This window comes from Shinella sp. 20P9.1.1, assembly GCF_057798995.1.
In genome coordinates this window covers 204,734-229,058 of the sequence record NZ_JBYOLC010000001.1, presented here as the reverse complement: position 1 = coordinate 229,058, position 24,325 = coordinate 204,734, and the positions used below count along the sequence as shown (strand labels likewise).

25 protein-coding genes are annotated in these 24,325 nt (G+C 65.1%); 5 read left to right on the top strand and 20 right to left on the bottom strand.

Annotated features, from left to right (window positions below):
• Window positions 1-62: 62 nt before the first annotated feature.
• Both AC27VQ_RS01040 and AC27VQ_RS01035 read right to left on the bottom strand, forming a co-directional pair.
• The gene (locus AC27VQ_RS01040; RefSeq protein WP_488714838.1) at window positions 63-935 is read right to left on the bottom strand and encodes a universal stress protein; all 873 of its coding nucleotides are present in this window, start codon (window positions 933-935) and stop codon (window positions 63-65) included.
• On the bottom strand, window positions 932-2,425 hold the full coding sequence (locus tag AC27VQ_RS01035; RefSeq protein ID WP_488714837.1) for an APC family permease: 1,494 nt from the start codon (window positions 2,423-2,425) through the stop codon (window positions 932-934). Before AC27VQ_RS01035 ends, AC27VQ_RS01040 begins: the two co-directional genes overlap by 4 nt.
• A gap of 278 nt (window positions 2,426-2,703) precedes the next feature.
• Between AC27VQ_RS01035 and AC27VQ_RS01030 the strand changes: the two genes are divergently transcribed.
• Together AC27VQ_RS01030 and AC27VQ_RS01025 are read left to right on the top strand one after the other, a co-directional pair.
• Entirely contained in the window at window positions 2,704-3,246 is a 543-nt protein-coding gene (locus tag AC27VQ_RS01030; RefSeq protein WP_313532438.1) for an Lrp/AsnC family transcriptional regulator, read from the top strand.
• Between the two features lie 21 nt (window positions 3,247-3,267).
• On the top strand, window positions 3,268-4,179 hold the full coding sequence (locus AC27VQ_RS01025; RefSeq protein WP_488714836.1) for a carbon-nitrogen hydrolase family protein: 912 nt from the start codon (window positions 3,268-3,270) through the stop codon (window positions 4,177-4,179).
• 20 nt (window positions 4,180-4,199) lie between these two features.
• Here AC27VQ_RS01025 and AC27VQ_RS01020 read toward each other — a convergent pair whose 3' ends face one another.
• Genes AC27VQ_RS01020 through AC27VQ_RS01000 form a run of 5 tightly spaced genes read right to left on the bottom strand, consistent with a single transcriptional unit; the run spans window position 4,200 to window position 9,294 of the window.
• Window positions 4,200-5,132, bottom strand: a complete 933-nt coding sequence (locus AC27VQ_RS01020; RefSeq protein WP_421592345.1) for a phosphatidate cytidylyltransferase — start codon at window positions 5,130-5,132, stop codon at window positions 4,200-4,202.
• Window positions 5,129-5,782, bottom strand: coding sequence for a lysophospholipid acyltransferase family protein (locus tag AC27VQ_RS01015; protein ID WP_488714835.1), 654 nt, complete (start codon window positions 5,780-5,782; stop codon window positions 5,129-5,131). The genes AC27VQ_RS01020 and AC27VQ_RS01015 overlap by 4 nt, the downstream gene beginning before the upstream one ends.
• A complete protein-coding gene (locus tag AC27VQ_RS01010; protein ID WP_488714834.1) occupies window positions 5,779-6,219 on the bottom strand; it encodes a hypothetical protein in 441 nt (146 codons plus the stop codon). The genes AC27VQ_RS01015 and AC27VQ_RS01010 overlap by 4 nt, the downstream gene beginning before the upstream one ends.
• Window positions 6,216-7,550 carry a phosphatase PAP2/dual specificity phosphatase family protein gene (locus AC27VQ_RS01005; protein ID WP_488714833.1) on the bottom strand — a complete coding sequence of 445 codons (1,335 nt, stop codon included), beginning with the start codon at window positions 7,548-7,550 and terminating at the stop codon, window positions 6,216-6,218. The genes AC27VQ_RS01010 and AC27VQ_RS01005 overlap by 4 nt, the downstream gene beginning before the upstream one ends.
• Before the next feature lie 7 nt (window positions 7,551-7,557).
• Window positions 7,558-9,294: a bifunctional alpha/beta hydrolase/class I SAM-dependent methyltransferase gene (locus AC27VQ_RS01000; protein ID WP_488714832.1), complete on the bottom strand. Its 1,737-nt coding sequence runs from the start codon at window positions 9,292-9,294 to the stop codon at window positions 7,558-7,560.
• A gap of 120 nt (window positions 9,295-9,414) precedes the next feature.
• Between AC27VQ_RS01000 and AC27VQ_RS00995 the strand changes: the two genes are divergently transcribed.
• Window positions 9,415-10,011 carry a CDP-alcohol phosphatidyltransferase family protein gene (locus tag AC27VQ_RS00995; protein WP_488714831.1) on the top strand — a complete coding sequence of 199 codons (597 nt, stop codon included), beginning with the start codon at window positions 9,415-9,417 and terminating at the stop codon, window positions 10,009-10,011.
• A gap of 3 nt (window positions 10,012-10,014) precedes the next feature.
• Here the strand turns inward: AC27VQ_RS00995 and AC27VQ_RS00990 are convergent, their stop codons facing one another.
• The 6 genes from AC27VQ_RS00990 to AC27VQ_RS00965 form a co-directional block, all read right to left on the bottom strand.
• Complete coding sequence (locus tag AC27VQ_RS00990) at window positions 10,015-11,325, bottom strand: replication-associated recombination protein A (protein ID WP_488714830.1); 1,311 nt, start codon at window positions 11,323-11,325, stop codon at window positions 10,015-10,017.
• 19 nt (window positions 11,326-11,344) lie between these two features.
• The gene (locus AC27VQ_RS00985; protein ID WP_488714829.1) at window positions 11,345-11,737 is read right to left on the bottom strand and encodes a RidA family protein; all 393 of its coding nucleotides are present in this window, start codon (window positions 11,735-11,737) and stop codon (window positions 11,345-11,347) included.
• A 24-nt stretch (window positions 11,738-11,761) separates the two neighbouring features.
• Window positions 11,762-12,850, bottom strand: a complete 1,089-nt coding sequence (locus AC27VQ_RS00980; RefSeq protein WP_488714828.1) for a D-TA family PLP-dependent enzyme — start codon at window positions 12,848-12,850, stop codon at window positions 11,762-11,764.
• A 97-nt stretch (window positions 12,851-12,947) separates the two neighbouring features.
• Window positions 12,948-13,697 (bottom strand): SDR family NAD(P)-dependent oxidoreductase, encoded by a 750-nt coding sequence (locus AC27VQ_RS00975; RefSeq protein ID WP_313527827.1) that lies wholly within the window; start codon window positions 13,695-13,697, stop codon window positions 12,948-12,950.
• Between the two features lie 10 nt (window positions 13,698-13,707).
• Window positions 13,708-14,487, bottom strand: a complete 780-nt coding sequence (locus tag AC27VQ_RS00970; protein ID WP_313527829.1) for an SDR family NAD(P)-dependent oxidoreductase — start codon at window positions 14,485-14,487, stop codon at window positions 13,708-13,710.
• A gap of 33 nt (window positions 14,488-14,520) precedes the next feature.
• Entirely contained in the window at window positions 14,521-15,252 is a 732-nt protein-coding gene (locus AC27VQ_RS00965; protein WP_313527831.1) for a GntR family transcriptional regulator, read from the bottom strand.
• Between the two features lie 200 nt (window positions 15,253-15,452).
• On the opposite strand from AC27VQ_RS00965, the gene AC27VQ_RS00960 reads away from it, so the two are divergent.
• Both AC27VQ_RS00960 and AC27VQ_RS00955 read left to right on the top strand, forming a co-directional pair.
• Window positions 15,453-16,466 carry an SIS domain-containing protein gene (locus tag AC27VQ_RS00960; RefSeq protein WP_488714827.1) on the top strand — a complete coding sequence of 338 codons (1,014 nt, stop codon included), beginning with the start codon at window positions 15,453-15,455 and terminating at the stop codon, window positions 16,464-16,466.
• A gap of 83 nt (window positions 16,467-16,549) precedes the next feature.
• The gene (locus AC27VQ_RS00955; protein WP_488714826.1) at window positions 16,550-17,362 is read left to right on the top strand and encodes a PfkB family carbohydrate kinase; all 813 of its coding nucleotides are present in this window, start codon (window positions 16,550-16,552) and stop codon (window positions 17,360-17,362) included.
• A 3-nt stretch (window positions 17,363-17,365) separates the two neighbouring features.
• Here AC27VQ_RS00955 and AC27VQ_RS00950 read toward each other — a convergent pair whose 3' ends face one another.
• From AC27VQ_RS00950 to AC27VQ_RS00920, 7 genes are all read right to left on the bottom strand, one after another.
• Entirely contained in the window at window positions 17,366-18,235 is an 870-nt protein-coding gene (locus tag AC27VQ_RS00950) for a DMT family transporter (protein WP_488714825.1), read from the bottom strand.
• Between the two features lie 7 nt (window positions 18,236-18,242).
• Entirely contained in the window at window positions 18,243-19,214 is a 972-nt protein-coding gene (locus AC27VQ_RS00945; RefSeq protein ID WP_421592360.1) for an amino acid ABC transporter permease, read from the bottom strand.
• A 29-nt stretch (window positions 19,215-19,243) separates the two neighbouring features.
• On the bottom strand, window positions 19,244-20,524 hold the full coding sequence (locus tag AC27VQ_RS00940; RefSeq protein WP_488714824.1) for an NAD(P)/FAD-dependent oxidoreductase: 1,281 nt from the start codon (window positions 20,522-20,524) through the stop codon (window positions 19,244-19,246).
• 58 nt (window positions 20,525-20,582) lie between these two features.
• The gene (locus AC27VQ_RS00935; RefSeq protein ID WP_313527843.1) at window positions 20,583-21,410 is read right to left on the bottom strand and encodes a transporter substrate-binding domain-containing protein; all 828 of its coding nucleotides are present in this window, start codon (window positions 21,408-21,410) and stop codon (window positions 20,583-20,585) included.
• Between the two features lie 226 nt (window positions 21,411-21,636).
• Window positions 21,637-22,395, bottom strand: a complete 759-nt coding sequence (locus tag AC27VQ_RS00930; protein ID WP_488714823.1) for an iron ABC transporter ATP-binding protein — start codon at window positions 22,393-22,395, stop codon at window positions 21,637-21,639.
• The gene (locus AC27VQ_RS00925) at window positions 22,392-23,333 is read right to left on the bottom strand and encodes an iron chelate uptake ABC transporter family permease subunit (protein ID WP_488714822.1); all 942 of its coding nucleotides are present in this window, start codon (window positions 23,331-23,333) and stop codon (window positions 22,392-22,394) included. The genes AC27VQ_RS00930 and AC27VQ_RS00925 overlap by 4 nt, the downstream gene beginning before the upstream one ends.
• Window positions 23,326-24,303: an ABC transporter permease gene (locus AC27VQ_RS00920; protein ID WP_488714821.1), complete on the bottom strand. Its 978-nt coding sequence runs from the start codon at window positions 24,301-24,303 to the stop codon at window positions 23,326-23,328. The genes AC27VQ_RS00925 and AC27VQ_RS00920 overlap by 8 nt, the downstream gene beginning before the upstream one ends.
• Between the last annotated feature and the right edge of the window lie 22 nt (window positions 24,304-24,325).

Here is a 24,325-nt window from a genome sequence, read left to right as displayed (position 1 = left end):
TTGCCCCATCCTGAATGGCACTCTACGAGAGTTGTCCGAGCGGCTGAAATCCCCCTTTGGGATTATTCTTCGCCGCGCGGCAGGATGAGGCAGGGCACCGGCGAATTGTGCACGATCTTGCGGGCATTGGAGCCGAGGAAGACGCGCAGCAGCGGCCCGAGCTTGCTGGACCCGAGCACGAGCACTTCGCCATCCTGCCAGTCGAGCGATTCGAAAGCCGCCTTCCAGGTCGGCCCGTCAGCGATCTCGGCGGACAGCCCGTCCTCACCGGCCAGAAGCGTCGCCTGTGCATCGCGCGCCTGCTCGCGCAGCACGTTGGAGACGAACTGTTCGGCGTCGTAGCCGGCCCCCGTCGGATACATCTGCTTGTCGCGCACCACGAAGGTGACGAGCCGCAGCGGCACCGAATAGTCCCTGGCGAGCGCGGCGGCGCGGGCCACGATCTCGGGCGCGGACGACGAGCCGGAGTAGGCGGCGCTGAGCCGGCGGATACGGGTCTCGGGACCGGCCGAATAGCCGTGCGGCGCCACCATGACCGGCAGATGCGCCGAACGCAGCAGTTCCGTCGTCACGCCGCCCTCGCCGAAGCGGCCGAGTGGTGCTTCGCGCGCCGAGCCGAGCACGAGGCAATCGGCACCAAGGTCGGACGCCGCCTTGATCAGGCCCTCGCGGGCGGAGGAGGCGGAGATCGCGAGGAACTCCGCCGTCACGTCGGCAGGCAGCGAGGCCTTCGCCTCGGCCTGCACACCGGCGGTGTGGCGGGCCAGGAAGCTGCCATATTCGCCGTCGACCCGCGCCGGCGAAGGATGTCCCCAGGTATCGGGCGTCACCGTGCAGGCGACGAGCGATGCGTTGCAGGACCGGGCCAACACCGCGCCGAGCGCGAGCGCCTCCTGCCCGCCCTGGTCGGCGGAAAGTCCGACGAGAATCTTCATTCTGCCGCCTCGCCGAGGCCTGCGGGCTTTTCAAGCCGCGAGTTGCGGGCCGAGTAGCCGAAATAGACGACGGCGGCGATGGCGACCCAGACGCCGGTGATGGCATAGACCATCCAGCTCAGCTTGAAGATCAGGTAAACGCAGGCGACGATCGAGAGCACAGGCAGGACCGGACCGAAGGGCACGCGGTAGCCGCGCGGCATGTCGGGCTGCGTGTAACGCAGGATCAGCACGCCGGCCGAGACGACCGTGAACGCCGTCAGCGTGCCCATGCTCGTCAGGTCCCAGAGCAGGCCCGAGGGCACGAAGGCGGCGATCAGCGAGACGAAGACCGCGACGATGATCGTGCAGGCGACCGGCGTCATGCTGCGCGGATCGACCTTGTGGAAGATCGCGGGCAGAAGGCCGTCGCGCGACACGGCGAAGAGGATGCGCGACTGGCCGTAGAGCACGATCAGCGTCACCGAGAAGATCGAAATGACGGCGCCGGCGGCAAGCAGGTTGGCCGGCCAGGCGGAACCGGTGATGTTCTGCAGGATGGTGGCAAGTCCTGCCTCCTGCCCGTCGAAGGCGCTGGCCGGCTGCACGCCGAGGGCCGCAAGCGCGACCAGCACGTAGAAGCCGGTGACGATGACCAGTGCGGAGATGATGGCGAGCGGCAGGTTGCGCCGCGGATTGATCACCTCCTCGCCCGCCGTCGAGACGGCATCGAGACCGACGAAGGTGAAGAAGATCGAGGCCGCAGCCGCCTGCACGCCATTGAAGCCGCTCTCGTTGAAGAAGGGCGTGAAGTTGGTGCTGTTGAAGGCGCTGCCGGCGATCGCGATGAAAAGCGTGAGCACGGCAAGCTTGATCATCACCATGATGGCATTGGCGCGCGCCGATTCCTTCGCACCGCGCAGAAGCAGGATGCAGCAGAGCGCAACGAGGACGACGGCCGGCAGGTTTATGAGGCCCGAGCCCTCCTGGAAGAAGGCCATGGCGAACGGATTGCCGCCGTCGACCATGCTGATCGGCCCTTTGGTCATCCAGCCCGGCAGGATGATGCCGGTGAGGTTGAAGAGCAGCTTTTCGACATATTCGGCCCAGCCGACCGCGACGGCCGCAGCCGAAATACCGTATTCCAGCACCAGGCAGGCAGCGACGAAGAAGGCGATGCCTTCGCCGAGCGTTGCGTAAGCGTAAGAGTAGGACGAGCCGGAGACCGGGATCATCGAACTCATCTCGGCATAGCAGAGGGCCGAAAGGCCGGCCGCCACCGCTGCGATGATGAAGGAGATAACGACGGCCGGTCCGGCGACCGGCACCTGCTCGCTCAGAACGAAAAAGATACCCGTGCCGATCGTCGCCCCGACGCCGAACATGATCAGCTGGAACAAAGTGATCGAGCGCCCGAGATGGCCGTGCCCGTCGCCCGCGTCCGACGTGTCGGCCACGAGCCGGTCGACCGGCTTCTTGCGCATGATCTGCTCGATGATAGATGACGCCATCGTTCCCCCTCCGATGTCTCCTCACGTTCCAAAACTGTAGCGCCGGGCGCGGCAAAGGTGCTGCCGTATTTCGGTCTTTTTCCGGCACTTGCTGCTGCGGGCCCTGTCCTCAGCAACAGTTTTTGTCGGAGGCGCCCAAGGGGTCGCTTGAGGAGGAAATCCTGGCCGGAGGGTCAGCTTGACAGGGTCCGGCCAACAGTATCCTTATGGCTTCGGGCCGTAGGGCCACCCTCATCGGGAGGGCTCATGGCACGGTCCATGCAGCAGGGGGCGAATGAATGAAAGATGAAGACGGGTCGATCCGGCTCGATCAGATCGATTTGCGCATTCTGGCACGTCTTCAGGCCAATGCGCGCGTGACGAACCAGGAACTGGCCGATGATGTGGGGCTCTCGCCGAGCCCTTGCCTGCAGCGCGTCAAGCGCCTCGAAAAGGCCGGCATCATCAACAGCTATCATGCCAGCATCGACCTTGCGAAAGTCTGCCGCCATGTCGACGTCATCGCCGCGGTGACGCTGAACAGCCATGGGCTGGAGGATTTCCAGATCTTCGAAAAGATGGTCGAGGAGATGCGCTTTGTTGTGGAATGCACCAAAGTCTCAGGACCGATCGACTATCTCGTGCGCTTCGTCTGCCCCGACATTTCCTCCTACCAGATGCTGTCGGACGAGCTTCTGAAGCTCGGACCCAAGATCGGCAATCTCTCGAGCTACATCGTGCTCAAATCGAGCAAGCCCTACCGGGGCGTGGCCTTCGACGAGCTGGTAGCGACCGCACCGCGTGCCGCACCCTCGAAACCCGCCTCCCGCACGGCCAAATAAGTCATCTGAGATTTGGAAATCATGTCAGGCTCCTTTTCCGAAGCAACCGCGCTGCCGCAGGCTACCGGCCGGCGGGACAATTCCCGCTTCATGATCGCAGGCATCCAGATGTCCGTGCCGATCGGCGGCAGCAACATCACGGCGATGACCATCCAGGTCGAGAAGACCATGGCGCTCTTTCCGGGCACGGACATGATCGTCTTTTCCGAGCTTGCCATGCATGGGCCGCTGCATGCCTGCATGGCGCCGGACCCGACGGTCGATGAGGCCGTCTTCCGGGCGCTGGCCGTAAAACACCGGGTCTGGATCATTCCCGGCACCTATTTCGTGCACCGCGAGGGGCGGACCTACAATCATTCCGTCGTCATCAATCCCGACGGCGAGATCGTCGGGCGCTACGACAAGATGTTCCCCTTCATGCCCTTCGAGGCGGGCGTGACCGGCGGCAACGAATTCCTGATCTTCGACGTGCCCGACATCGGCCGCTTCGGCCTGTCGATCTGCTACGACATCTGGTTCCCGGAGACCACGCGCACACTGACGTCGGCGGGCGTCGAGGTGCTGATCCACCCCGTGCTGACGGGCACGACGGACCGCAAGGCGGAACTTGCCATCGTGCAGGCGACGGCGGTGATGTTCTCCTGCTATGTCGTCGACGTAAACGGGCTGGATGCCGGCGGCGTCGGCCGCTCGCTCGTTGCGGACCCGACCGGCAACATCGTGCACCAGTGCGGCCAGGTGACGGAAATCTTCCCCGTCAGCATCGATCTCGGGCTGGTGCGCCAAGTGCGCGCGGAGGGCGCCAACGGGCTGGGCCAGGTGCTGAAATCCTACCGCGACCGCACCGTTGCCTTCACGACCTATGAGAACGGCGGGGCATCAACCTATCTCGACAGCCTCGGCCCACTGGCCCCCATGCCGAAGCGGCGCTAACGGTCGTCTGCCGGGCCGTCTCACGTCCAGGCATAGCGCACGATATGGAAGAAGACGGGGGCGGCGAAGACGAGGCTGTCGGCGCGGTCGAGCATACCGCCATGACCCTCGATCAGGTGGCCCCAGTCCTTGACGCCGCGGTCGCGCTTGATCGCGGAAGCAACGAGGCCGCCGAAGAAGCCCATGATGCAGGCAAGGCCCGCAAGTACGCCCGCCTCGATGGGCGAAAAGGGCGTCAGCCAGTAGAGGCCGGCACCGAGAGCCGAGGCGCTGACGATCCCGCCGATCAGGCCCTCCCAGGTTTTCGACGGCGAGACATTGGGTGCGATCTTGTGGCGGCCGAAGAGCTTGCCGAAAATATATTGCAGGACGTCGCTGCCTTGCACCGTGGCGATCAGGAAGGCGATCAAGAGCAGGCCGCGCCCCTCGTTGCCGGGAATGGGCAGCGTCACCAGAGCCGGCACATGACTGATGCAGTAGACGGAGAGCATGATGCCCCATTGCTGCTCGCTGACCCGTTCGAGGAAGCGGGAGGTGTCGCCGCGGATGGCCGTCAGCGCCGGCATGGCGAGGAAGCAATAGACGGGAATGAAGATCGAATAGAGCCCGTACCAGTCGATCCAGATCAGGTAATATTGCGTGGGGATGATGATCAGGAACATGCCGATGAGCGTCCAGCGGTCGGCATGGCGCGTGTTGGTGAGCGTCACATATTCGCGCAAGGCGGCAAAGGAGACGAAGGCGAAGAGCAGGATCACGCCGCCTTTGCCGAACAGGAAGGCCACGGTGATGCCCGCCACCATGATCCACCAGGCCTTGATGCGCGCATTGAGATTTTCCAGCGTTTCCGGCAGCGGCTTGGGGCTGCGCCAGGAAAGCCCGCCGGCAACGAGGCTTGCCGTGGTGAGGATGGCGACGAGGCCCCAGAAAAGGCAGGTTGTGTCGTCGTTCATCGGCGGGTTCCATCCCTGTTGGGCGCGAGCGTGAGAAGGGCATTGCGGGCACGGTCGAGAAACACCTTGCGATCCTCGCCGTCCTGCAACGTAACGGGCGTGCCGAACACGACGCGGCACAGCAAGGGGATTGGCAGCACGGCGCCCTTGGGCAGCACGCGCGACATGTTCTCGATCCAGCAGGGCACGAGCTCGACATCCGGCCGGGCGCAGGCAAGGTTGTAGAGGCCGGAGCGGAAGCGTAGCAAAGGCTCCTCCGTCATATTGCGCGTGCCCTCGGGAAAGAAGATCAGCGACTGGCCGGCATCGAGCGCCGACAGCATGACCTGCATAGGGTCTGCGGCGCGCTCCACCCAGTTGCGCTCGACGAGAACGGTGCGCAGCAGCCTGTTTGCAATGAACCGCCTGACTTTCCCGGCATTCCAGTAGTCCGCCCCGGCGACAGCGGCGGTGCGGGCACGCTCGCGCGGCGTCAGGCAGGTCGAGACGAGGATGAAATCGCCATGGCTCGCATGATTGGCGAAATAGATGCGCTGCCGGCCGTTCGGCCCGGTGCCGGCCCAGATCGGCCGCACGCCGGTCACCGCACGGGAAAGGCCCGCCAGCACCGCGCCGGCTGCGGTCTGCAAGAGGGACGCGCCGTCCATCATGTTGCGCCCCCTCCCGCGATCATGTCGAGCAGCAGGACGAGGTAGAGCACGACGCCAATCGCCAGCGCGATGCGCTGCAACCGGAGCAGCCGGCCGCACCCGGCAAGACGATCCGCCAGGGGAGCCGGAACGGGGCTCGCGGAACGCAGGCCCATGCGGGCGAGCACGTCGTCGATTGCGGTGAGCCCCGCAGTTTCATCGTCATGGGAGGCGGCCAGGCGAAACAGGGCGGCATCGAAGAGCAGGTGAACGGAGACGGCAAGCGGCAGCAGGCAGAAGGCGAGCAGCAGCCACCAGGCGAACGGCCCGGTGAAGCCTTCCGCGCCCGCGGTCGGCGGGGCGATGGCGAGGATCAGCAATGCCATCCCACCGCCGGCAAGACCGTTGCGGCGGAGGCGCTTGACAGTGTCGTTCATCACCGTCTTCCAGTCGCTCATCGCGCCGCCTCGTCGATGGCGGCAAAAATCTCGGGCCGCAGATGCACGGGGCGTCCCGCCGCCTTGATCCGCTCGCCGGCAATCGCGGCATTGGCCGCATATCCCGCCCGCACCAGCCAGCAGGCGGCGACCGCGGCACTGCGCTGGAAGCCGAGGGCGCAGCAGATGAGGACCGGCCCATGCCGGCTGGCATCTTCGACGGCAAGGGCTGCCGCGCGAATGCGGTGGGCCTCGAGCGGCAGGAGGTCCGTCGAGGGAAAGGCGTGCCAAACAAGGCCGGGTGCGACGATGGCCGGCATTTCCGCGGTCATGTCGATGACGGCGACATAGGTCGAAAGCTCGCAGCGCCGCGGCGCACGACCGAGAAACACCCCGTCGGCAAGCTCGACCGCGGGGGCGAGGTTCCGCGTCCACCAGAGCACGTTCAGCCGAGCACCGAGACGGTAGGGCCAGAGCAGCCAGCGGCTCGCAAGGCTGATGCGTCCATCCGCCCCTTTTTGGAAAACACGCGGGCCGGCACCGGCATAGCCAAGGGCGACGATGGCGAGCGCTAGCGCCGGCCAGAGGAGGAGAAGCCCCGCCCCGGAATTCCGAGTTGCCGGAATGGTCAGCAGCAGGAAGGCTGCGGCACCGGCGGCATAGATGCTTGCGAACCGCCATGCCTGCGCATCTTGTGTCCAGCGAAAACCGGCAAGTGGCGAAGGACCTTGCGCGGGAAAAAGCCAGAGCGCGAAGAGGCCGAGCAGCGCGCCGGTCGGGATATCGATGAGATGGTGCTGCCAGGTCGTCAGCACCGACAGGCCGATCAGCAGGCACCAGACATGCCAGAGCCCAAGCATCGCGCCGCGCAGCCGGCCGCGCCAATGATCCCAGATGATGACGAGCAGCGCGATATGCAGCGAGGGCGCCTGGTTGAACGGCTTGTCGAAGCCGCCAAGCACGTCGAACATGAAGCCCGGCAAGCCATGCGTCTCCGGCCGCACGAAGATCGCCTGCAGGGGGAAGGCGATGAAGCAGATGACGGCGACGATCTGCGCCGTCAGATAGCGTCGAGCCAACCGTCCGACGGCCTCCGACGTCTCGTTGACGAAGAGCGAGAGCGCATAGAAGGCATTGATCGACCAATAGGGCACAATCGTCCAGGCGAGGAAGGGAATGTGCCGCTCCCAGCCGAAGGCGAGGTTGGGCACAGAGGCACGCTGCGCGGCCAGCCAATTCGCCACGCCGTAGGTTAGGTAGAAGAACGGCGCGAGAACGGCGAGCCAGAGAGTTGCCGCGCGGAAAACGGCGCGGCGATCGACGGTCGGCACGGAAACGATCCCCTCCCCCATGCCGCCCTCAGATGCGCTCGGCCAGCGAGACGGTGAAGATGCCCCATGTATCGATGCGCTGCTCGATCTTGCGGAAACCGGCGGCGGCGACCAGCTGGTCCATCTCCTGCTGCGTGCGCCGGCGCATGATCCAGGCCTCGCCGCCGCGATGCGAGGTGAGCGCACGGGCGATCATCTCCAGCTGCGGGTGCCAGGGCTGGCCGGTATAGACGATGAGCGATCCCGGCTCCAGCGCCCGTGAGAGACCGGCAAGCGACGCCTCGATCTGGGCATTGTCGGGGAAGAGTTCGTAGAGGCCGGAGACGATGGCAAGCGTCGGCCGCGGTTCCATGGATGCCAGGCCCTCGGTATCGAAGGCATCGGCCCGGTGGAAACTGGCGATGTCCTGAAGCCCGCGCTCGGCGATCAGCGCCGTGCCCTTCTCCACATTGACGGGCGAATAATCCTGCAGGCGGATGCTGTCCGGCTTCGCTTCGGAGGCCGTCACGGCATCCAGCACATAGCGCCCGTGGCCGGCGGCAATGTCGAGCACGCGGATCGCCTTGCCCTCGCCTTTGAGACGCGACAGCGCCTTGCCGATCAGCTCTTCCAGATGCACCTTGCGCTGGCGGATACCGCGCCAGCCGATGGCGTCGAGGAACTGCCGGTCGACCAGCCGCCCGCCGGGACCGAGGCCGCGCGGCTGGTTTTCATAGACATAATCCAGCGTCGAGCCGGAATCGAAGCCGGTGCGCACGCCCGTCGCGATGCCCTTGGAAAATAGCCCGCCGATCCAGATGGAGGCACGTGTCAGCGCCCAATAGGCGCCGCGCGGCGAGAGTAGAGACAGCGGCGTTGCCAGCCGGTCGGCCTCGTCGCGGGTATAGCCGAAAAGATGGGCGCGGCGGACATCCGCCACGACCGGCGGCTCCGCAAAACGCGCGAGGATGAAGCTGCGCACCTTGTCCAGCGCCTTGGCCCGATCCCGCTCGCCGAGCGTATCGTGGAAGAAGCCGGGCAGCACATGGCGTTCCTTGATCGTGCTGCCGAGATTTTCGAAGAAGCGGTGCTGCGGGCCATGGCGCACGACGAAATCGCTGCCGGAAATCAGAAGCTGCGTCGGCACGGTGATGGCGCGCGCATCCGCCACCAAACGATCGGCCGCCTCGTAGAGCTCCAGCAGGATGTTGGATGCGATGGGCCGGGTGATCAGCGGATCGGCCTCGAAGGAGGCGATACGCTCGGGGTCATGCGTCAGGAAGCGTGCCTTGACATAGGAATTGACGAAGAACGTGCCCTTCAGCTTCTGCCAGAACGCGATGCCCTCCCGTGCGAAGGGCACGTAGAGCTTGACGCTGAAGGCGGGCGAGGCGAGCACCAGCGCGCGGATATCGGGCGCATAGTCATGCACCCAGGTCGCGGCCAGCACCGCGCCGACGCTCTGCGCCAGCACGACGACCTGATCCATCGCGAAACCATCCGTCTCGCGGATATGGCGCACGAAGCAGTCGAGGTCGCGCACGGAATGGGCGAAAGACGGCGAATGGCCGCGCTCGCCGGGCGAGCGGCCATGGCCTCGTGCATCCCACGCGTAGAAGGCGAAATCGGCAAGCCCCAGTTCTTCGGCAATATGGGCAACGCGTCCGCTGTGCTCGTGGCCCCGGTGGAGCAGCACGATCGCGCCTTTTGCCGTGCCGGAACGGGCCGGCCAGAAGCGATAGAAGAGTTCTACGCCATCATGGCTCGCAAAGGCCTTTTCGATCATGCTGTCCCCCTCATGCGGATGTCATTCTCACCTATACGGATGAAGCTCCATATTTGCAGTTGATTTCCCGTCGATTGCACATTCATTTCAGCCGAAGCAATCGAGCGGATTCGAGCATTCATGTCGATCTATAAACTGAAATCGTCCTTCCAGACCCTTCTCAGGCCCTTGGTCAGGCGGCTGTCCGCCATGGGCCTCACGGCAAATCAGGTGACGCTCGTCGCCGCCATCGTCTCCGTCGGCATCGGCGGCCTGCTGCTTGCCCGGCCCGAACCCACGCTTTTCGCCCTCGTGCCGGTCTGGATGTTTTTGCGCATGGCGTTCAATGCGGTTGATGGCATGCTGGCCCGCGAACACGGCCAGAAGAGCGCGCTCGGCGGCTATCTTAACGAGATCACGGATGTCGTTTCCGATGCGGCGCTCTACGCGCCCTTCGCGCTCATCGTGCCCTTTTCCCTGCCTTGGCTGACGGCGATCATCTTTCTCGCCACGCTCACGGAATTTGCCGGCGTGCTGGGCGTCGCGCATGGCAATGGCCGCAATTATGAAGGGCCGATGGGCAAGAGTGACCGGGCGCTGCTGTTCGGAGCGCTCGGCGCACTTGTCGCGATCTTCGGCACGCTGCCGCCCTGGACATGGCACATCCAGCCCATGGCCTGCGTGCTGCTCGCCTGGACGGTCGTCAACCGGGTGCGCGCCGGGCTCGCCGCCGCATAGGCCTCAGCGCTTGAACCGGCCCGGCGTCGGCCGACCGGTCACCTGCTCCCAGTGCTCGTCGGCGCGTCGCTCGAAGGTCGCAGCGTCGCGCGCATCGCTCTGGTAGAAGGCGCCGCGCGGCACATCGGGCGCATAGACCTGCTCGCTCCAGCCGCGCCCGTCGTCATGCGGGAAGGCGTAACCGACATGGCCGAGCGCCGCGGCACCCTTGTAATGTGCGTCGCGCAAATGCATCGGCACGGCCGAGGGCGCCTCGTTCGCCACATGGGCGAGCGCCAGCGAAATGCCGCGACAGGCGGAGTTGGATTTTGGCGCCCGCGCGACATGAAGCGCGGCGTGGGCAAGGATGATCTGCGCCTCGGGATAACCGATCTTTTCGACCGCATGGAGCGCCGCCACCGCCGTCTGGAGCGCGGTGTTGTCGGCAAGGCCGACGTCTTCGGAGGCATGGATCATGATGCGGCGGGCGATGTAGCGCGGGTCCTCGCCGCCATGGATTAATCGGGCAAGCCAGTAGAGCGTCGCGTCGGGATCCGAGCCGCGCATGGATTTCACGAAGGCGGAGACGACATCGTAATGCGCGTCACCCGAGCGGTCGTGGTTGACGGGAGCTGCCGCATAGGCCTCCTCCACCATCGCCTCGGTCAGCACGACCGGCTGGCCCGGCGCATGGCCGACGGCGAGGCTTTCCAGCACCGTCAACGCGCGGCGTGCATCCCCGCCGGAACGGCCGGCGATGCGGCGCAGCTGCGCCGGCTCCAGCCGCACCTCGATGCCGAGGCTTGCCAGATGCCTGACGCCACGGCGCACCACCTCCTCCATCTCCTCGATTGCCAGCGGCTCCAGCTTGAGGATCGTCGAGCGGGAAACGAGCGCGGGCGTCAGCGTGTGATAGGGATTGCCGGTGGTCGCGCCGATGAAGTCGGCGACGCCCTCCTCGCAGAGCGCCAGAAGATGATCCTGCTGCGTGGCGCTGAAGCGATGCACCTCGTCGGCAAAAAGCAGGGTCGGGCGCATGCGCGCCTCGTCGGCGATCTTCCTGATGTCGGCGACATTGTTGTGCGCGGCGTGCAGCGGCCGGAAACTCTTGCCGAGCATGTTGCCGATTGCCCGCGCGATCGACGTCTTGCCGAGGCCCGGCGGGCCATAGAAGATGACGCTGCCGAGCCGGCCTGCGGCAATGCGCCGGCGCAGCATCGTGCCCTCGCCGATAACCTTTTCCTGGCCAATCACGTCATCCAGCGTCGCCGGCCGCAATTCGGCGGCAAGCGGCATGGAGCCGGTGCGCGGCGCGGCGTCGAAAAGATCGGTCATGGCAGTCCTCGTCGAAAATTCAGGCCGGCCTGCGGCGTGCCGCGATGGCGGTGACTTCCACCTTCATATCGGGATCGGCAAGGGCGGCGACGCCGACCGCGCAGCGGACCGGATAGGGCTTCTTGAAGTAGCTGCAATAGACCTCGTTGAAGGCCGGGCGCTCGTCGATATCGGTGAGATAGATCGTCAGGTGCATGACGTCGGCGAGACTGCTGCCGGCCTTTTCCAGCGAGGTCTTCAGGCTTTCCAGCGTCGCGATGCTCTGGGTCCTGATATCGCCGGTCTCGATCGAGCCATCGGCGCGCAGCGGAATATGCGTCGTGAAGAGCAGATTGCCGAGACCTGTCGTGTCGGAGGAAATCTCGCTCTCGTCCGTGTCCTCGATGAAGAAGGGGGCGTTGTTGTCGGCCATCGGCTGTTCTCCTTTTTGGGGGCTTCACCAGACCGTGCCGCGCGCGGCGACATCCTCCACGCGGGTGACGATGCCGCCCCGGTGGAAGACCATGCGATCGAAAAGATTGCTGACGACGCAGGTGTGATTGGGTACGATCTTCACCACGCTGCCGATCGGCGGAAATGCAGCACCATAGGCGCTGATATCCACCACCGCATGCTCCTCCGAGAGCGACAGGATGCGCGCCTCCTCGAAACCGTCGATCTCGCCATAGTCGGAAAAGCCGAGCAGGTCGGAGGTCAGCGCCTTGGAGCCGGCATCGAGCACGGCGCGGTTTTCTGTGGGACGCGAGACGACGGTCGCCAGGATATGCATGGCAAGATCGGCGCGCGTGCAATGGCCGGCGCGCACCATGCTGCGGTCGTTATAGACATAGGTTCCCGCCCGGTGCTCCGTCGCCGATGGCACAAGGTGGGCCTTGAACAGATCCGGCGAGCCGCCGCTGGAGCGCACCGGGCAATCGAGGCCCTTTGCCGCCAGAAGCGCCATCGTGCCGGACAGGAAGGCTTCGATCGCTTCCGCGCCACCCGGCGCGGGATAGGTGAGGAGACCGCCGAAACGCAACGCCGGCGATGCGGCGATCCTTTCGGCAAGTGCGGCCGCCGCTTCAGGCGTCTGCACGCCGCAGCGCTTGCCGCCAGTGTCGCATTCAACCAGCACGGTCAGGGGACGCGCCGCGTCGAAGGCGCCGGCCAGCCCCTCGACGGTGACCGCACTGTCGGCGACGACGCTCAGATGCGCCACGCGCTCATGCAGCGCGCGGAGACGCCGGAGCTTGGCTGCACCCAGAATGTTGTAGGTGATGAGGATGTCGTCGAAGCCCGCATCGGCGAAGACCTCGGCCTCGCTGATCTTCTGGCAGTTCAGGCCGACGGCACCGGCATCGCGCTGGGCTTCTGCGACCGAGACGATCTTGTGCGTCTTGATATGCGGGCGGAACGCCTTGCCGTGCTCTTCACAATAGGCCTGCGTGCGGCGGATATTGGCGGCAAGCCGGTCCTCGTCGATGACGGGCATGGGGGTTGCGACCTGATCGAGCGGCGTGCCGGCTTCGGGCCAGGGAGAATACATGGCGGGACCTTCGGAGTTGCGCGGCGCCCACAAAGGGCACCCAAGGATGCTTCCCGCACTATGGTACGAAACGGCGCGGGAAGAAACGGCTTTGGGTCTATGCCTTGCGCTCCTGCAGGATATTTCCACCGTCCACGACGAGCACTGCCCCGTTGACGTAGCTCGCCTTGGGCGAGGCGAAGAAAACGACGGCCGCCGCCATCTCGTCCGGCGTGCCGGCCCGGCCGCAGGGGGTTGCCTGCGCCGCCCGGCGTTCCTCTTCGGTCGAAGCGCCGGTATCCACCCAGCCGGGCGCAACGGCGTTGACGGTCACGCCGCGCGGACCGGCTTCGAGCGCCAGCGCATGGGTCATGCCCACCATGCCGGCCTTGGCGGCGGAATAGGCGGTTTCGCCAGGATTGGCGACATAGGGCCCAGTCACCGAGGCGATGTTGACGATGCGGCCGTAACCATCGGCATACATGTCCGGCAGGTAGATGCGCGTCGCGAGAAAGGCGGTCTTCAGGCTGACGGCAATGCCGCGATCCCAGTCCGCCTCCTCGAGATCGACGAATTCCCGTTGCAGCGCCGGCTGCGCGACGCTGCCCATGCCGGCATTGTTGACGAGAACCGAGGCCGGTCCCGTCGCCTGCCGCAGGGCTTCGACGGCAGCCTTGTCGGTGAGGTCGCAGATATGGCCGGTCGCGGAAAAGCCCGCGGCGCGCAACTCCCCGGCGCGCGCGAAGATGCGCTCGCTGGTCGCGACGAGATGGACATGAAAGCCCTCCTCCGCCAGACTTTTGGCACAGGCGAAGCCGATGCCGTCGGCGGCACCGGCACCGGTGATGATCGCGGTCTCGCGCTGCATGGGCGTCTCCTCAGTAACCGGCGGTGACGCCGAAATCGATGGAGAGGGCCGCCCCGGTGATCGGTGCGCCATCCGGCTCGCAGAGGAAAGCCACCATGCGGGCGATCTCCTCCGGCTTGATGAAGCGTGCGGCCCCCTGCTGCGGATAGTTGGACAAGAGCTTTGCCTTGTACCCATCCGGATCGCCGCCGCCGTAGCGCTCGGCCTGGAATTCGATCATCGGGGTCGCGACATCGCCGGGGCAGACGGCGTTGACGCGAATCTGGCGCGGCGCGAGCTCCAGCGCCAGCGCCTTGGTGAGCAACACGAGGCCACCCTTCGACGCGCAGTAGATCGCCGCCCCGTTGTTGCCGACGAGGCCGGCATCCGAGGCGATGTTGACGATGGAAGCGCCGGCGCCGAGATGCGGGATCGCCGCCTGGATCAGGAAGAACGCGCCCTTGAGATTGACGTCGAAGACGACATCCCAGTCCGCTTCCGTCATGGTGGTGGAATCGCCCTCGCGCCAGACGCCGGCCGAATTGACGACGACATCGAGGCGCCCGCGCCAGGCGAGAACAGTCTCGACGGCGGCGGCGCAGGAGGCGATCCGGCGCATGTCGAGCGGCACGCCGAGCGCATCGCCGCCACCCGCGACAAGGGTATCAACGGTCTGCGTCAGGCGCTCGCCATCGAGATCGGCAATGGCAACGGCATAACCTTCCCGCGAAAGTCGCGCGGCGATCGCCGCTCCCATACCGCCGGCCCCGCCGGCAATGAGCGCTACTCTTTTGGTCGCCTGATCGGTCATGTCTGCCTCTGTCGGGATGGGTGGCCGCCCGCTTCACTTGCGGGTCAGGCTGAAGGAAAAATGGCTGCCGCGATGATAATCCACGGCATAGTTCACCGGGATGCCGGCGATGTTGAAACAGGTTTCGGTGATCAGCAGCGCCGGACCGAAATCCCTGAGCCCATGCCGCTCGACCACGTCTTCCGGCAGCATCACGGCCGAAACGCTCGCCGCCGACATGCGGGGGCGGTTGGCGTGTTCCTCGAGGATCTTCATCAGCGACCCGCTCCACTCGATATCGTAGAGCCGGCCGGGGATGACACTGCGGGGCACATAGTCGATGCAGTAGAGGATCGGTTCGTCACCATGCAGACGGATGCGCTCGATACGGATGACGCGGTCGGCCGTCGCGAGCCTGAGGCTCTCGGCGACGCGCTTGTCCGGCGCTTCCTCGGAAATCGACAGCACCTTGTTGACGGGGCGATAGCCGTAGTGCTGCGCCATGTCGGTGACGCTCTCGAAGACGGTGATCGGCCGATCGACCTGCACGGCCGAGAGCGCCGAGACGAAGCGTCCGCGGCCATGCTCGACATAGATCACGTCGTCCTGTTCGAGCAGCTTCAACGCCTCGCGCAGGGCGGGCCGCGAAATCTTGAAGCGTTGCGTCAGCTGTGCCTCGGTCGGCAGCTTGTCGCCCGGCTTCAGCCCTTCGTCCTTGATCAGATCGGCAACCCGGTCCCGCAACTGGACGGCAAGGGTGCGCGAATCGCGAAGGGGTTCCTCCACCGGATGCCTCGTTCGTCGTTGTCGTCACCTTTCTTGTCTGACAAATTCCCGGTGGTCAAGGCGCTGCCCGAACAGCCGCGACCTTGTGCAATATGTTACGCTTTCGGCTCTCTGGAAAATTCATGAATCGCCTTGACAGGCGCGCATCACGATGTCAGTTGTCTTACAACATTGAAACTCATGGCTATGGGGGCACATCCATGCTGAACTTCGACGAACAGAGATTCCTGCGCATCCAGTCCGGCGCCGTCGGCCTGCAGAAGCGGCTGGAAACGGTGGTCGCATCCTGCCTTGCGGCCGGTGCGGAAAACATCTTCTTCCTCGGCACGGGCGGCGCGGCGATCCTCATGCAGCCGGCAGCCCAGCTTTTGCAGCGCCGCTCGCGCTTCCCTGCCTTCATCGACATGCCGGCGGAGCTCGTGCTGACCGGCTCGGCGAACCTGACGGACAAGTCGATCGTCGTCATGCCTTCGCTGTCCGGCACGACGAAGGAAAGCGTGGCACTGCTCGCCAGGCTCAAGGAAATCGGGGCCACCGTGCTGACGCTCGTCGGGCATGAGGAAACCCCGCTCGGCAAGGGCGGCGACCATGTCTTCGTCAACTTCGCCGAGGACGACACGTCCTGCGAATCCTTCTATCTCCAGTCGCTCTTCGTGGCGCTGGCGGTTCTCAAGGACCGTGGCGAAATCGACAACCACGACGCCATCGTCGCGGAACTGGCGCGCCTGCCGGCGCTGCTCCTGGAGGTCAAGCGCGCCTATGAGCCGAAGGCGGAAGCCTTCGCCAAGGTGCTGGCCGGATCCGACTTCCACATCGTCACGGGCGCGGGCAATGTCTGGCCGGAAGCCTTCTATTACGGCATGTGCATCCTCGAGGAGATGCAGTGGATCCGCACCCGTCCGGTGCATGCATCCGACTTCTTCCACGGCACGCTCGAGCTGGTCGAAAAGGGCGTGAGCGTCATCCTGTTCAAGGGCGAGGATGCCCTGCGGCCGCTCGCCGAGCGCGTCGAGAACTTCGTGCCGAACTACACGGACAAGCTGACGGTGCTCGACACCGCCGAATTCGATCTGCCGGGCATTTCGCCCGAGGTGCGCGGTCTTATCTCGCCGGTCCTGCTGGCCACGGTCCTCGAGCGCATCAGTGCGCATCTCGAAGTCATGCGCAACCATCCGCTGACGACCCGCCGCTATTACAAGCGCGTCGCCTACTGATAGCGACGGCTTGACTTGAACGCCTGCGAGCCGCGAATGCGCCTGTCCGTATTCGCGGCTTTGCCGTCCCTGAAGAGAACAGCATGAAGAGCTTCCGCTTCGCCGCCGTCGGCGACAATTGTATCGACCGCTTCCGCCCGCCCGTCGCGCAATCGCTTGTCGGGGGCAATGCGGTGAATGTCGCCGTTCAGCTCGCGCGGCTCGGCCAGGTCTCGTTCTATTTCGGTGCCGTCGGCCCGGACGCAGCCGGCCGCTGGACGCGCGAACTGCTCGCGCGAAACGGCGTCGATGTGGGGCATCTGAGGGAGCGCGAAGGCATCACCGCCTATACTGACATCGATGTCCTGCCCTCCGGCGAACGCGTCTTCGTCCATGAGGATTTCGGCGTCTGCGCCGGCTACCGGCCGGATGCGGCCGACATTGCCGTGCTGAAAACCATGGATCACATCCATATCGGCTGGATGGACGATGGCGGCGCCCTGCGCCGCACACTTGCCACCGCCGGTATCAGCGTCTCGCAGGACATTTCCGTCAATGCCGACCCCGCCGATCTCGGCACCGGCGGCCTTGCCATCGCCTTCGCTTCGGCGGGCAGCGAAGAGGGTGCGGCGGATCGACAGCTGGAGCGTCTGCTTGGTGACGGCGTGCCGCTCGCCGTCGTGACGCGCGGTAGCAAGGGCTCCGTCGTGAGCGATGGCACTGCGCGTTTCGAGGCCGGTATTCGCACCGTCGAGGTCATTGACACCACCGGCGCCGGCGACAGTTTCATCGCCGGTTTCCTCGCCGCCCGCATCACCGGAAAACCCCTGCCCGATTGCCTCGCGGCCGGCCGTGACCAGGCGGCGGTGACCTGCACCCATGTCGGCGGGTTCCCACAGGATGCCCGGCCGCTCTGACGGCTATTTCAGGATCAGCCAGCCGGAAAAGACGATGATTGCGGCGCCCACCAGCGTGTGCATTTCCACGGGCGTCGAGAAGAGGAAGGTGCCGTAGAGGCAGCCCCAGATGATCTGGCTGTACTGGAACGGTGCGACGACCGAGGCTTCGCCGACCCGGAAGGCGCGCACCAGCAGCGCATTGCCGACGATCATCAGCACGCCGCCCGCCACCGCATAGCCGAAGAGGGGAAGGTCGAGCGGTTTCAACTCACCGGAGACGGCCGCCACGGCGAAAGCGACGGGCGTCATCACCACGAGAAGGCTTGCGACCAGCGCCTCGTCCGTCTCCGCCATCTTGGTCCGGCGCAGCAGGATCAGCGACAGCGAGAACAGCACCGCCGAGGCGAAAGCGGCGAGATGGCCGAGATTGAGCGGTGCGGCACCGGGCTTCAGCGCCACGGCGACGCCGGCAAAGCCGACCAGCACGCCCAGCCAGCCGATGCGCGACAGCCGCTCGCCCAGAAAGACGAAGCTGAGCATGGCGACAAGGATCGGCGTCAGGAAGGCTATGAGATAGGCTTCGGCCATCGGCAGCGTGGCGAAGGCGTAGTGGATCAGCAGCGTATCGAGCGCCAGAAGCAGCGCCCGCCAAAAGGCGAGCGACGGCTGGCGCGGGATCAGGCGGCGAACGCGGCCCGTGACGAGCGCGTGGATCAGAAGCAGGATCAGCGCCGTGACCGTGATGAGGAACGTCACCTGCGGCGCGGGGATCGTGCCGGCCATGATCTTGACGATGGCATCGGTCGCGGAGAACACGAAGAAGGCGACGAGCACGATCAACGCGCCCTTGCCGTTCGACGGCACGACCGGCGTGCCGTCGCTCTCTGCCACGGAGGCGTCAGCGGACATTGAAGCGGCCGAACCTTTCTTCAATGCGGGACTGGGCATATTCCAGGCCGATCGAAAGAATCCAGTAAATCATGGAGGCGGTGATCAGCATTTCGATGTGACGGAACTCGGTCTGGCCCTGGGTGCGCGCAAGGTACATGATTTCCCACACGCCGACTACGGAGACGAGCGAACTATCCTTCAGCATCGCGATGAACTGGTTGCCCGTCGGCGGGATGATGACGCGCATGGCTTGCGGCAGGATGACGAGCGTCATCGTCTGGGCCGGGCTGAGGCCAAGCGCGGTGGCACCTTCCGTCTGGCCGCGGTTGATGCTCTGGATGCCGGCGCGGAAGATTTCCGTCATATAGGCGCCGTAGCAGAGCGACAAAGCGAGAATACCGGCCGGAATGGCACCGATGACATAGCCCACCTGCGGCAGGCCGAGATAGATGATGTAGATCTGCATCAGGAGCGGCAGGCCGCGGAACAGCGACGTGTAGAAGGTCGCAAGGCCGTAGACGACGCCATTGCTGGAGAGTTTTGCGATGGCGCCGGCAAGCGCGATGATCGTGGCAATCAGGATCGAGATCGCGGAAATGAACAGCGTCGTCGTCACGCCCTGCGTGATGAGGAAGCCGATCTTCTTCGCGATGAACGCGAAGGAAAGATCGAACGAATAGAAGAACAGCATCAGGAGCACGAAGAGCTCGACCCAGACGCCGACTACCTGCCAGCGGCGCGGCAATTGGCGCAGCGCCTTCCAGTTCGCCGCAACGATGAGCGCGATCAGCACCGACGAGACAATGCGGCCGACAACCTGGTTCTCCTTCAACCAGTCGACCGAGGACGGCAGGATATGGCCGATCCAGGCGGAGCTGACGCCGATGGAATAGAGCACCGACGCGACGATGGCGAGGATGAGCAGGCCGCCGGCCCTGCGCGATGCTTCGGGATAGGTGAGTATCAATCGGCCAATCATGTTCCGCCCCTTGTTCTCGTTGAAGCCGCTTACGCTGCGCGCTCGCGCCACCAGTCCTGCGCCTGGAGTTTCCAATAGGTGAGCTGCGCCACGGCAAGCCCCGCAAGACCACCGGCCCAGACGAGGCCGAAGGGTTCGAAGAGCTTGTAGCGCTCGGTTTCGCCGAGAATGCCTTCCGCAATGACCTTGCCGCCGATGGCCGTCGTGTTGAGGCCATGGCCGCCGAAGGCGGTGCAATACCAGACGCCGGGGCTCATGCGCCCGATCTGGGGCATCAGATGGCGGGCATAGGACATCAGGCCCGACCAGGCGAGCTCGGTCTTGAGGCCGGCAAGCTGCGGATAGGTGCCGACCATTTCGGCGCGCAGTTCCTTGACGAGACCGGCCGTGGAGGCGGCGTGGGTGGTGATGCGGCCACCCCAGAGGATGCGGCGCCCGCCATCGACGAGGCGATAGTAATCACCGGCCCGGCGGTTGTCGCCGATAGCGCTCTTCGTGGCGATCGCCGAGGCGATCAGCTCGGGCGCGTCCTCGCTGACCATGACATAGGTGGCGATGGGCAGGTAGGAGCGCTTCAGCTTGCCGTTCAGCGATCCGGTATAGCCACCGGTCGTGAAGACGACATCCTTGGCCTTCACCTCGCCGCCGGATGTCTTGACGCGCTTTTCGGCGCCGGAGAAATCTACCGAGACGGCAGGAGACTGTTCGCAGATACGGCCGCCCAACCGTTCGATTTCGGCGGCGATGGCGCGCAGATAGTTGAGCGGGTGCATGTGGAAGGCGTTGGGATTGCGCAGGGCCTGAAAATAGCGCTCGGATTTCAGCACCGCGCGCACGGCATCGCGGTCCATGTATTCGAGTTCGTAGCCGTATTCCCGTTGGGTTTCGTCGGCATAGGCCTTGAGGCTTTCGCCGTCGTCGTAGCGCAGCACGCTCATGATGCCCAATTCAGGCTGGGCGTCTTCGATACCGAGCGACGCGATGTTCTCGCGGATGAAATCCATGCCTTCAATGGAGAGGTGGTGCAGCTTGCGGGCCGCATCCTTGCCTGTCACGCGGGCGATGTCATCGCCTCCCGTCGCATAGCCGGGGCCGACGAAACCGCCATTGCGGCCGGACGCGCCAAAGCCGACGCTTTCGGCTTCCAGCACCGTGACGCGCTTGCCGGCACGGGTAAGCTGCAGCGCCGTGGTGAGGCCGGCAAGGCCGGCGCCAATGATGACCGCGTCGCATTCGACCACGCCCGAAAGCGCCGGGCGCGTCGTCTGGTCCGCCATGGTTCGTTTGTAATAGGTGTCCGGATAGGCCATCGCATGCTCTCCCTCAAATGAAATGGCGCGGGCAAAAGCCACCCGCGCCGGTCTTGCGTCAGTCGGCGCTGTAGTCCTTGCCGTACCACTTGGTGGTGAGCGTCCCCAGCGTGCCGTCCTTCTTCATCTCCTCGATGATGCCGCCGACCTTGGCGGTCCATTCCGGATCGATCTTCTCGGCGATGACGACGAGCGGCTCGCGGAAGGCATATTCGCCTTCGAGAACCTTGACCGGATAGCCGTTCTTGATGGCGTTCATCGCGGTCTGCTCGGGCGCGATCACCGCATCAAGGCGAACGCCGGGGCCAAGGCGCAGGTCGTCGAAGGGCAGCATCGAGTCGGCAAAGGTGCGGACTTCACCCGGCTCCAGCTTGTATTCGATCGGCGGCAGGCCCGGCGCATCGATTTCGAGCTTGCGGTTGATGAAGTCTTCAGAGGTCGTCGCCGTTTCGACGCCGATCACCTTGCCGTTGAGGTCGGTGACGGTCTTGGCGTCGCTGTCCTTGTGCACGACGTAGACATAGGGGCTGTAGTAGTAGATGCCGACGAAGTCGATCACCTGGGCGCGGGCCTTGGTGGGCGTGACCGAGCCGACGCCGAGATCGTAACGGCCCTGCCAGCGGCCGCCGGTCAGTGTGGCCCAGTCCGGCGTCTCGAAGCTCACCTCGACGCCAAGGCGCTTGGCGATCTCGCGCGACACGTCGATGTCGAAGCCGACCATCTCGTTGCTGTCGTCGAGATAGCTCTGGGGCGGCCAGCCGCTGTTGGTGGCGACGACCATCGCCTTCTTTTCCATGACGCGGTCGAGCGTCTCGCCGGCCTGGGCCGAAACGGCGGCAGCGACGAAGGCAGCACCTACGGCCAGGCGCATGAAGAGCTTTTTCATGTGGTCCTCCTTGTGATCCGTCAGTTCGGATCCCCATTTATGTAAGATGTCTGACAACTGAATGTGTCAGGGGAACACTTCTCGAGTCAAGGGCGGCAAGCGGGCGAACTCATGAAACGATGAGATGAGCCCATAGAAATCCGTTATGAATTCGTCCTGCACAGGAAAACGCTCCTGGAGGGGGCCATCGGGACGTTGTCGTACATCCTAGCTTCCTATCAAAGCTTCAAAGCTGATGCAGCGCGAACGGTTTGCCTTCGATCGTCTCTACACGCATGTGGAAACCGAAGACCGCCTCCAACCTGTCGTGCGTGAGGATTTCGGCGGGTGTGCCGTCGGCAACGATCCGCCCGTCTTTCATCGCCACGATCCGGTCGGCATGGGCGCTCGCCTGGTTGAGGTCGTGCAGCACGATGACGACGGTTTTGCCCTTCGCATCGGCGACGGATCGCAGCGAGCGCATCAGAGCGCGGGCATAATACATGTCGAGATTGTTCAGAGGCTCGTCGAGCAGCAGATAATCCGTGCCCTGGGCAAAGGCCATGGCGACGAGCGCACGCTGACGCTGGCCGCCGGACAGCGTCTCGATGAAGCGGTCGCTGAGATCGGTGAGATCGAACTGCGCGATGGCGGCATCGACGATGGCGTGATCCTCGTCCGCCAGCCGGCCGCGGCCATGCGGAAAACGCCCGAAGCCGACGAGTTCGCGCACCCGCAGGCGGCTTGCGATCGTCGTGTCCTGCCGCAGGATGGCGAGGACCTTTGCAAGGTCGCGCCCGGGCGTCGTATCGACCGGCAGGCCGTCGACCGAGATTTTGCCGGCCTGCAACGGCTGGAGCCGTGCGACGAGCGAGAGCAGCGTGGATTTGCCCGCACCGTTCGGGCCGATCAGCGCCACGACGCCACCCTTCGCGATTTCGAGGCTGACATCGTGCAGGATGGGCGTCGTCCGGTGCTTGAAGGAAACGTTGTCGATGCGGATCATTTGCGGCTCCCGAGGACCAGCAGCAGGAGGAAGATCAGCCCGCCGACGAATTCGATGACGACGCCGAGCGCCGTCGCGCTGCCGAGGGCATGCTGGAACAGCGTCTGCCCGCCGACGAGGACGACGATGCCGGTGAGGGCGGCGGCCGGCAGCAGCACGGCATGACGGCGGCTGTCGATGATGCGCTCGGCAAGTGCCGCTACGAGCAGGCCGAAGAAGGCGACGGGGCCGACGAGCGCGGTGGAGACGGCGACGAGGGCTGAGACGAGCAGCAGGAGGCCGGTCACAGTACCCGCCCAATTCACGCCGAGCCCGGTCGCGGCATCGGGGCCAAGCGAGATGACATCGAGCACATGCCGTGCGCGCCAGGCGATGATGACGGCGAGGACCGTCACGATGGCGGCGAAGACCAAGAGGTCCGTGCGCACTGCGTTGAAATTGGCAAAGCTTGCCGATTGCACTACGGAAAATTCGTTCGGATCGATCAGGCGGGCGAGCAGCGATTGCAGGCTGCGGAACAGCACGCCGAAGACGACGCCGGCCAAAAGCATCAGCCCCATATCGAGCCGGCTGCGCAGCATCGGCAGCAGAAGGGCACAGGCGAGCCCCATGAGGACCAGCACTTCCAGGCCGAATTTCAGCTGCGGATCGAGCGCCACATAGCCGACGCCGCCGAGCAGGAAGACCAGCAGCATCTGGCCGAAAAGATAGAGCGCGTCGAGGCCCATGATTGAGGGCGTCAGGATGCGGTTGCCGGTGACCGTCTGGAAGATCACCGTCGACACGGCGATGGCGACGCCGACCTGCACCAGCGCCGCGAGCTTCAGGAGACGCAGCTCCAGCACGAAGGCGATATTGCCCTTGAGGCCGATGGCGAGGAAGGCGGCTGCCACCGCAAAGGCGGCGAGACCGAGGCCGAACAGACGATGATCAGCCATGGTAGCCCCGCCGGAAGAGCAGCGAGAGGAAGACAGCGCCGCCGACCACGCCCATGACCGTGCCGACGGGGATCTCATAGGGATAGCGGATGAGCCGGCCGGCAATATCGCAGGCGAGCACCAGCCCCGCCCCGCCGGCCGCGACCCAGCCGAGCGTGCCGCGCACATTGTCGCCCATCAGCCGCGAGACGATGTTGGGCACGGCGAGGCCGACGAAGGGGATCATGCCGACGACGACGACGGCGAGCGCCGTGATGACGGAAACGATGACGAGGCCGATCTGCATCATGCGCGCATAGTCGATGCCGAGCCCGATGCTCGCCTCGCGGCCGAGCGCCATGATCGTCAGGCGGTCGGCAACTAGCCAGGCGACGACAACCATAATTGCCGCGATCCACAGCAATTCGTAGCGCCCGCGCAGCACGCCGGAGAATTCGCCATTGGTCCAGACGGAGAGGAATTGCAGGAGGTCGGCCTGCCAGGCGGCGAAGGTCGCGACCGCGCCGATCACGCCGCCATAGACGATGCCGAACAGCGGCACGAGAAAGGGCTGCTGGGGCGGCAGGCGATGCGCGGTGGCAAGAAAGATCGACGTACCGACAAGGGCCGCGCCGCCGGCGACCAGCGTCTTCGCCCAGAGGGCCGCGGCGGGAAAAAGCAGCGTGACCAGGAGGATGCCGAGCTCCGCGCTCTGTGCCGTGCCGGCCGTCGCCGGCTCGACAAACCGGTTGCGCGAGAGCGTCTGCATGATGAGGCCGGCAATCGCCAGCCCTGCCCCGCACAGCACGGCGGCGAGCGTGCGTGGCAGGCGGCTGACGACAAGCAGCTGCATCGCCTCGGGGTCGCTCAGGACCTTGCCGAGCGGCAGTGGGCTGACGCCGATGGCAAGGCTCAGCACGAAGAGGACCGCGAGCCCGAGCCCCGCGATCACGCTCGTCCGGAGTGATGGCTGAAAAACGGCTGGCGTCATTTTACGGTGGCAAAGCCCTGCC

Bases quoted from the DNA above. Each gene is read 5' to 3' on its own strand.
- AC27VQ_RS01025 (WP_488714836.1), top strand. From the start codon at position 3,268: ATGTCAGGCTCCTTTTCCGAAGCAACCGCGCTGCCGCAGGCTACCGGC.
- AC27VQ_RS00990 (WP_488714830.1), bottom strand. From the start codon at position 11,325: ATGACCGATCTTTTCGACGCCGCGCCGCGCACCGGCTCCATGCCGCTT.
- AC27VQ_RS01020 (WP_421592345.1), bottom strand. From the start codon at position 5,132: ATGAACGACGACACAACCTGCCTTTTCTGGGGCCTCGTCGCCATCCTC.
- AC27VQ_RS01015 (WP_488714835.1), bottom strand. From the start codon at position 5,782: ATGATGGACGGCGCGTCCCTCTTGCAGACCGCAGCCGGCGCGGTGCTG.
- AC27VQ_RS00980 (WP_488714828.1), bottom strand. From the start codon at position 12,850: ATGTATTCTCCCTGGCCCGAAGCCGGCACGCCGCTCGATCAGGTCGCA.
- AC27VQ_RS01010 (WP_488714834.1), bottom strand. From the start codon at position 6,219: ATGAGCGACTGGAAGACGGTGATGAACGACACTGTCAAGCGCCTCCGC.
- AC27VQ_RS00970 (WP_313527829.1), bottom strand. From the start codon at position 14,487: ATGACCGATCAGGCGACCAAAAGAGTAGCGCTCATTGCCGGCGGGGCC.
- AC27VQ_RS00920 (WP_488714821.1), bottom strand. From the start codon at position 24,303: ATGACGCCAGCCGTTTTTCAGCCATCACTCCGGACGAGCGTGATCGCG.
- AC27VQ_RS01000 (WP_488714832.1), bottom strand. From the start codon at position 9,294: ATGATCGAAAAGGCCTTTGCGAGCCATGATGGCGTAGAACTCTTCTAT.
- AC27VQ_RS00935 (WP_313527843.1), bottom strand. From the start codon at position 21,410: ATGAAAAAGCTCTTCATGCGCCTGGCCGTAGGTGCTGCCTTCGTCGCT.
- AC27VQ_RS01005 (WP_488714833.1), bottom strand. From the start codon at position 7,550: ATGGGGGAGGGGATCGTTTCCGTGCCGACCGTCGATCGCCGCGCCGTT.
- AC27VQ_RS00955 (WP_488714826.1), top strand. From the start codon at position 16,550: ATGAAGAGCTTCCGCTTCGCCGCCGTCGGCGACAATTGTATCGACCGC.
- AC27VQ_RS00940 (WP_488714824.1), bottom strand. From the start codon at position 20,524: ATGGCCTATCCGGACACCTATTACAAACGAACCATGGCGGACCAGACG.
- AC27VQ_RS00985 (WP_488714829.1), bottom strand. From the start codon at position 11,737: ATGGCCGACAACAACGCCCCCTTCTTCATCGAGGACACGGACGAGAGC.
- AC27VQ_RS01040 (WP_488714838.1), bottom strand. From the start codon at position 935: ATGAAGATTCTCGTCGGACTTTCCGCCGACCAGGGCGGGCAGGAGGCG.
- AC27VQ_RS01035 (WP_488714837.1), bottom strand. From the start codon at position 2,425: ATGGCGTCATCTATCATCGAGCAGATCATGCGCAAGAAGCCGGTCGAC.
- AC27VQ_RS01030 (WP_313532438.1), top strand. From the start codon at position 2,704: ATGAAAGATGAAGACGGGTCGATCCGGCTCGATCAGATCGATTTGCGC.
- AC27VQ_RS00995 (WP_488714831.1), top strand. From the start codon at position 9,415: ATGTCGATCTATAAACTGAAATCGTCCTTCCAGACCCTTCTCAGGCCC.
- AC27VQ_RS00945 (WP_421592360.1), bottom strand. From the start codon at position 19,214: ATGATTGGCCGATTGATACTCACCTATCCCGAAGCATCGCGCAGGGCC.
- AC27VQ_RS00975 (WP_313527827.1), bottom strand. From the start codon at position 13,697: ATGCAGCGCGAGACCGCGATCATCACCGGTGCCGGTGCCGCCGACGGC.
- AC27VQ_RS00930 (WP_488714823.1), bottom strand. From the start codon at position 22,395: ATGATCCGCATCGACAACGTTTCCTTCAAGCACCGGACGACGCCCATC.
- AC27VQ_RS00960 (WP_488714827.1), top strand. From the start codon at position 15,453: ATGCTGAACTTCGACGAACAGAGATTCCTGCGCATCCAGTCCGGCGCC.
- AC27VQ_RS00925 (WP_488714822.1), bottom strand. From the start codon at position 23,333: ATGGCTGATCATCGTCTGTTCGGCCTCGGTCTCGCCGCCTTTGCGGTG.